Origin of the sequence: Microbacterium sp., assembly GCF_036566905.1 — a bacterium.
Taxonomy (GTDB): Bacteria; Actinomycetota; Actinomycetes; order Actinomycetales; family Microbacteriaceae; genus Microbacterium.
Genome location: NZ_DATCVK010000032.1, coordinates 1 through 3924, shown reverse-complemented (window position 1 = coordinate 3924; position 3924 = coordinate 1). Strand labels below are relative to the sequence as shown.

6 protein-coding genes are annotated in these 3924 nt (G+C 69.2%); 4 read left to right on the top strand and 2 right to left on the bottom strand.

All coding sequences use genetic code 11. From position 1 onward, the window contains the following. The 3 genes from VIP82_RS03255 to VIP82_RS03245 form a co-directional block, all read left to right on the top strand. Positions 1–180: DUF933 domain-containing protein (locus VIP82_RS03255; RefSeq protein WP_331905853.1), on the top strand; the 180-nt coding region annotated here is incomplete at its 5' end. Positions 181–283: 103 nt separating this feature from the next. Continuing rightward, entirely contained in the window at positions 284–1939 is a 1656-nt protein-coding gene (locus VIP82_RS03250) for a cell wall-binding repeat-containing protein (RefSeq protein WP_331905852.1), read from the top strand. Positions 1940–1992: 53 nt separating this feature from the next. Then, a complete protein-coding gene (locus VIP82_RS03245) occupies positions 1993–2481 on the top strand; it encodes a hypothetical protein (RefSeq protein WP_331905851.1) in 489 nt (162 codons plus the stop codon). A 21-nt stretch (positions 2482–2502) separates the two neighbouring features. Here the strand turns inward: VIP82_RS03245 and VIP82_RS03240 are convergent, their stop codons facing one another. Beyond that, positions 2503–2940, bottom strand: coding sequence for a VOC family protein (locus VIP82_RS03240; RefSeq protein ID WP_331905850.1), 438 nt, complete (start codon positions 2938–2940; stop codon positions 2503–2505). A gap of 80 nt (positions 2941–3020) precedes the next feature. Between VIP82_RS03240 and VIP82_RS03235 the strand changes: the two genes are divergently transcribed. After that, the gene (locus tag VIP82_RS03235; RefSeq protein ID WP_331905849.1) at positions 3021–3569 is read left to right on the top strand and encodes a GNAT family N-acetyltransferase; all 549 of its coding nucleotides are present in this window, start codon (positions 3021–3023) and stop codon (positions 3567–3569) included. A 48-nt stretch (positions 3570–3617) separates the two neighbouring features. Here the strand turns inward: VIP82_RS03235 and VIP82_RS03230 are convergent. After that, a partial coding sequence (locus VIP82_RS03230) for a helix-turn-helix domain-containing protein (protein WP_331905848.1) occupies positions 3618–3924 on the bottom strand: 307 nt, incomplete at its 5' end.

Genomic DNA, 3924 nt, shown 5'->3' with positions numbered 1-3924 from the left:
GCCGGCGTGATCCACACCGACTTCGAGCGCGGCTTCATCAAGGCCGAGGTCATCTCCTTCGCCGACCTCGTCGAGACCGGCTCGGTCGCCGAGGCCCGCGCGAAGGGCAAGGCCCGCATGGAGGGCAAGGACTACGTCATGCAGGACGGCGACGTCGTGGAGTTCCGCTTCAACGTGTAGCCCTGCGCCGCCCGCGCTCCACCCGTACACTGCGAAGTGCGAATGTCGGGCCGAGGATGCCCTCGGCAGGAATCCGCCGTTCGCATGGGGGAGGGGGCACGCTGTGCGTCGCAAGCATCAGGGGTGGGCCGTCGCGATCGCCGCGGCCGTCATCATCGGGTTCGGATCCAGTCCGGCATGGGCGGAAGGGGCGGCTGAGCCGCAGGGCGATCCTCCCGCGACGACCGACCCGCTGCCCTCGTCCGAGGCCCCGAGTCCTCAAGAGCCTGATGAGGAGGCGCCGGCTACTGCGGAACCGTCACCCGGTGACGTGACGCCCACCCCGGTGGTCCCATCGCCGACGCCGACCGATGAGCTCGGGTCGTCCACTCCCGTACCGGCCGCGCCTGACGACGCTCCGCAAGCGCTCAGTCCGTTCGCGCTGACGTCGGTCACACCGTTCGGTCCGGGCGTGCACCGGCTCGCGGGCGTCGACCGATTCTCCACGTCGGTCGCGATCTCGCAGCGGTTCGCCCCGAACGTGCCAGTGATGTACGTGGCGACCGGGGCCGACTTCCCCGATGCGTTGAGTGCGGCAGCGCCGGCGGCGCATCTCGGCGGGCCGCTGTTGCTGACGCACAGCGGCGGTCTTCCGACCGTCGTGCGAAACGAGGTCGTGCGCCTCGCACCCGGCCGGATCGTCGTCGTCGGTGGTGAGGCCGTGATCGGCTCTGTCGTCTACGACGAACTCGCGACGTTGGCGCCTGCCATCAGCCGGGTGGGGGGTGCCGATCGCTACGAGAGCGGTGAAGCGCTGATCGCCGACGCGTTCACCGGGGCAGCGCAGGCATTCATCGCGACCGGCAACGATTTCCCCGACGCACTCGCCGCCTCTGCGGCGGCCGGGTCGCTCGGCGCGCCGGTCTTCCTCGTCGACGGGCAATCGGTGCGACCGAGCACGATCACGGCGATGTACGAGCTGGGCGTCTGGACGGTTCGCATCGCAGGCGGATCCGGCGCCGTCAGCGATCAGGTCGCCCAGCAGTTGTCCTGGGCCGGATTCACCGTGCTTCGTCATCAGGGGGCTGATCGGTACCTCACTGCTGTGGCGATCAACGCGGCGGTGTTCGGTGCGAGCGCTCCAGTGAGCGCTGCGTTCATCGCGAACGGCGAGGGCTTCGCTGACGCGCTGCCGGGTGCCGCCCTCGCCGGCGCGATCGGTGGGCCCCTCTACGTGGCGCAGAAGTGGTGCGTGCCGCAGCCGGTCTCCAGCGCGATCGGCGCGCTGGCTCCGACTGCACGCGTGCTTCTCGGTGGTCCGGCCGCCCTCAGTGATTCCGTGGCACGAGATGCCGTCTGTGCAGCGTGGATGAAGCCGGCCACCGGACGGATCACCGATGTCTTCGGCCCGCGCGAGCCCATCTGCACTCCGGGCGGATGCACGCAGTCCTTCCACCGGGGTGTCGACCTCGGCACCGGATGCAACGCGCCGATCTATGCGGCGGCCGGCGGCCAGGTCGTCAGTGCCGGCTGGCTCGGAACGTACGGCAATTGGGTGAAGATCAACCACGGCGCGGCCACGCACACGGGGTATGCCCATATCGCCAACGGGGGAATCCTTGTGAGCGTCGGCCAATGGGTGCTCCCCGGCCAGCAGATCGCGTGGTCCGGCGCGACCGGGGCGGCGACCGGATGCCATCTCCACTTCGAGGTGTACGAGAACGGCACGCAGGTCGATCCCGTCCCGTTCATGCTGGACCGCGGCATCCGGTTCGGCTGAGCCCGGGCCGCTCAACCTGTGACCCTGCTCCGTCAGCGATACTGTTGGCCGGCATGAGGAGACTTCGCCTGCTCGGCCTTGCTGCTGTGGCGGTCCTGAGCTCGACGGTGTCGGGCTGCTCTTGGGCGTGCACCACCATCGGGTGGATCGATGCGGTCAATGTCGAACTCGACGGGAATGCGGGCGCGGTGGTCGCGGTCGAGGTGTGCACCGACGGCGTCTGCGCTTCGTCGGTTCCGCTTCTGCCGGCGAGCGATGAACCGCTGCAGGTGATGACGGCGGTGCCGGATGCATCCGCGACGCCCTCGAGCGCACCCGCCGATGGCGCGCTGCTGTTCTCCACTGAGCGCATCGACGAAGGCACCTGGCGGATCTCCTTCCCCACGCGGTCGCCGGACTCGCTCACCATTCGTGCCGTCGCGGCGACCGGTGAGGTGCTCGCCGAGCGCGAGGTCACCGTCGAGTGGGAGCGCGTGGGCGGGAGCGAGCAGTGCGGCGGCCCGAGCGAGGGCCAGCCGATCAGGCTCGACATCCCGTCGTGACGCGGCGCATCCGTCGTCGGCTCAGCCGAGCTCCTCGGCGAGACCGATGAGGATGCCCTCGGGCCCGCGCACGTAGCAGAGCCGGTATACGTCTTCGTAACGCACGACTTCGGTGCTGACGAGTTCCACGCCGTGCTCGCGCAGGCGGCTGAGGGTCGCATCGAGATCGTCGACGGCGAACATGACGCGCAGGTAGCCCAGGGCGTTGACCGGGGCGTTCCGATGATCGGCGACGACCGACGGTTCGAGGAAGCGCGAGAGTTCGATGCGGCTGTGGCCGTCGGGCGTGCGCATCATCGCGATCTCGACGCGCTGATGGCCCAGGCCGGTGACACGTCCGGCCCACTCGCCCTCGACGACGGCCTGACCTTCGAGCTCGAGCCCGAGCTCCCGGAAGAACTCGATCGCCGCGGCGAGATCTTCGACGACGATGCCGACATTGTCCATCTTGACGGTCATGGCGCCACCCTACCGAGACGAACGCACGCCTGCGCGGTGCATCGTGGCCTTCCGCGCGGCGCTTCTGCGAGGATGACCTGGTGACCCTGCCGACCCCGATCCTGCACACCGAGCGCCTGCGACTCCGTCCGTTCACCGACGACGACGCCGATGCCCTCTTCGAGTTGCAGAGCGACGCTGACGTGCTTCGCTATTGGGACTCTCCGCCGTGGGTCGACCGGGCCTCGGTCGGACGATTCATGGACGGATGCCGGCGGATGGCGGAGGAGGGCAGTGGTGCGCGCGTCGCGATCGAGCGCGGCGCCGACCAGGCCTTCGTCGGCTGGTGCACCTTCAACAGCTGGAACCCCGACTTTCGAAGCGCCTCCCTGGGGTACTGCCTCAACAGGGAGGCATGGGGCCACGGCTACGCGACGGAGGCAGCCCGGGCACTGCTCGGGTGGGCTTTCGACACGATCGATCTGAACCGGGTCCAGTCCGAAACCGATACCCGCAACCTGGCGTCGGCCCGAGTGCTCGAGAAGCTCGGCTTCGTGCGCGAGGGCACCCTGCGCGAGGACTGCATCGTCAACGGCGACGTGTCCGACAGCTGGGTGTACGGACTGCTGAGGCGTGACTGGACGAGCTGAACGCCTCAGCATCGCGCTCCAAGTGCAGGGTGCCGCGGCCCGCCGCCGTCAGCGACCCTGACGCTTCTTGTACGGCTTCGGCTTGCCCTTCACGACGGGGGCGCGGCCCTTGCCCTTCGAGGCCTTCGCCTTGCCGCCGGCCTTCACCACGGGCTTCGCCTCGGGAGCGGGCGCCGCAGCGATCTCCGCCCTGGCCTCGTCGAGGAGGAGGACGCCGACCTTGGTCAGCTGGGTGTCGCCCTGCCGGGTGAAGAGCGGGTGCCCGACCTCGGCTTCGAGCTTCTCGATCGACGTGTAGAGCGAAGCGAGCGGGATGCCGAGGGCTTCTGCAGCACGCGGGAAGTGCAACTCCTCG

What these genes read in the sequence shown, in the direction of transcription:
- VIP82_RS03245 (WP_331905851.1), top strand. Translation starts at nt 1,993, where the DNA reads ATGAGGAGACTTCGCCTGCTCGGCCTTGCTGCTGTGGCGGTCCTGAGC.
- VIP82_RS03240 (WP_331905850.1), bottom strand. Translation starts at nt 2,940, where the DNA reads ATGACCGTCAAGATGGACAATGTCGGCATCGTCGTCGAAGATCTCGCC.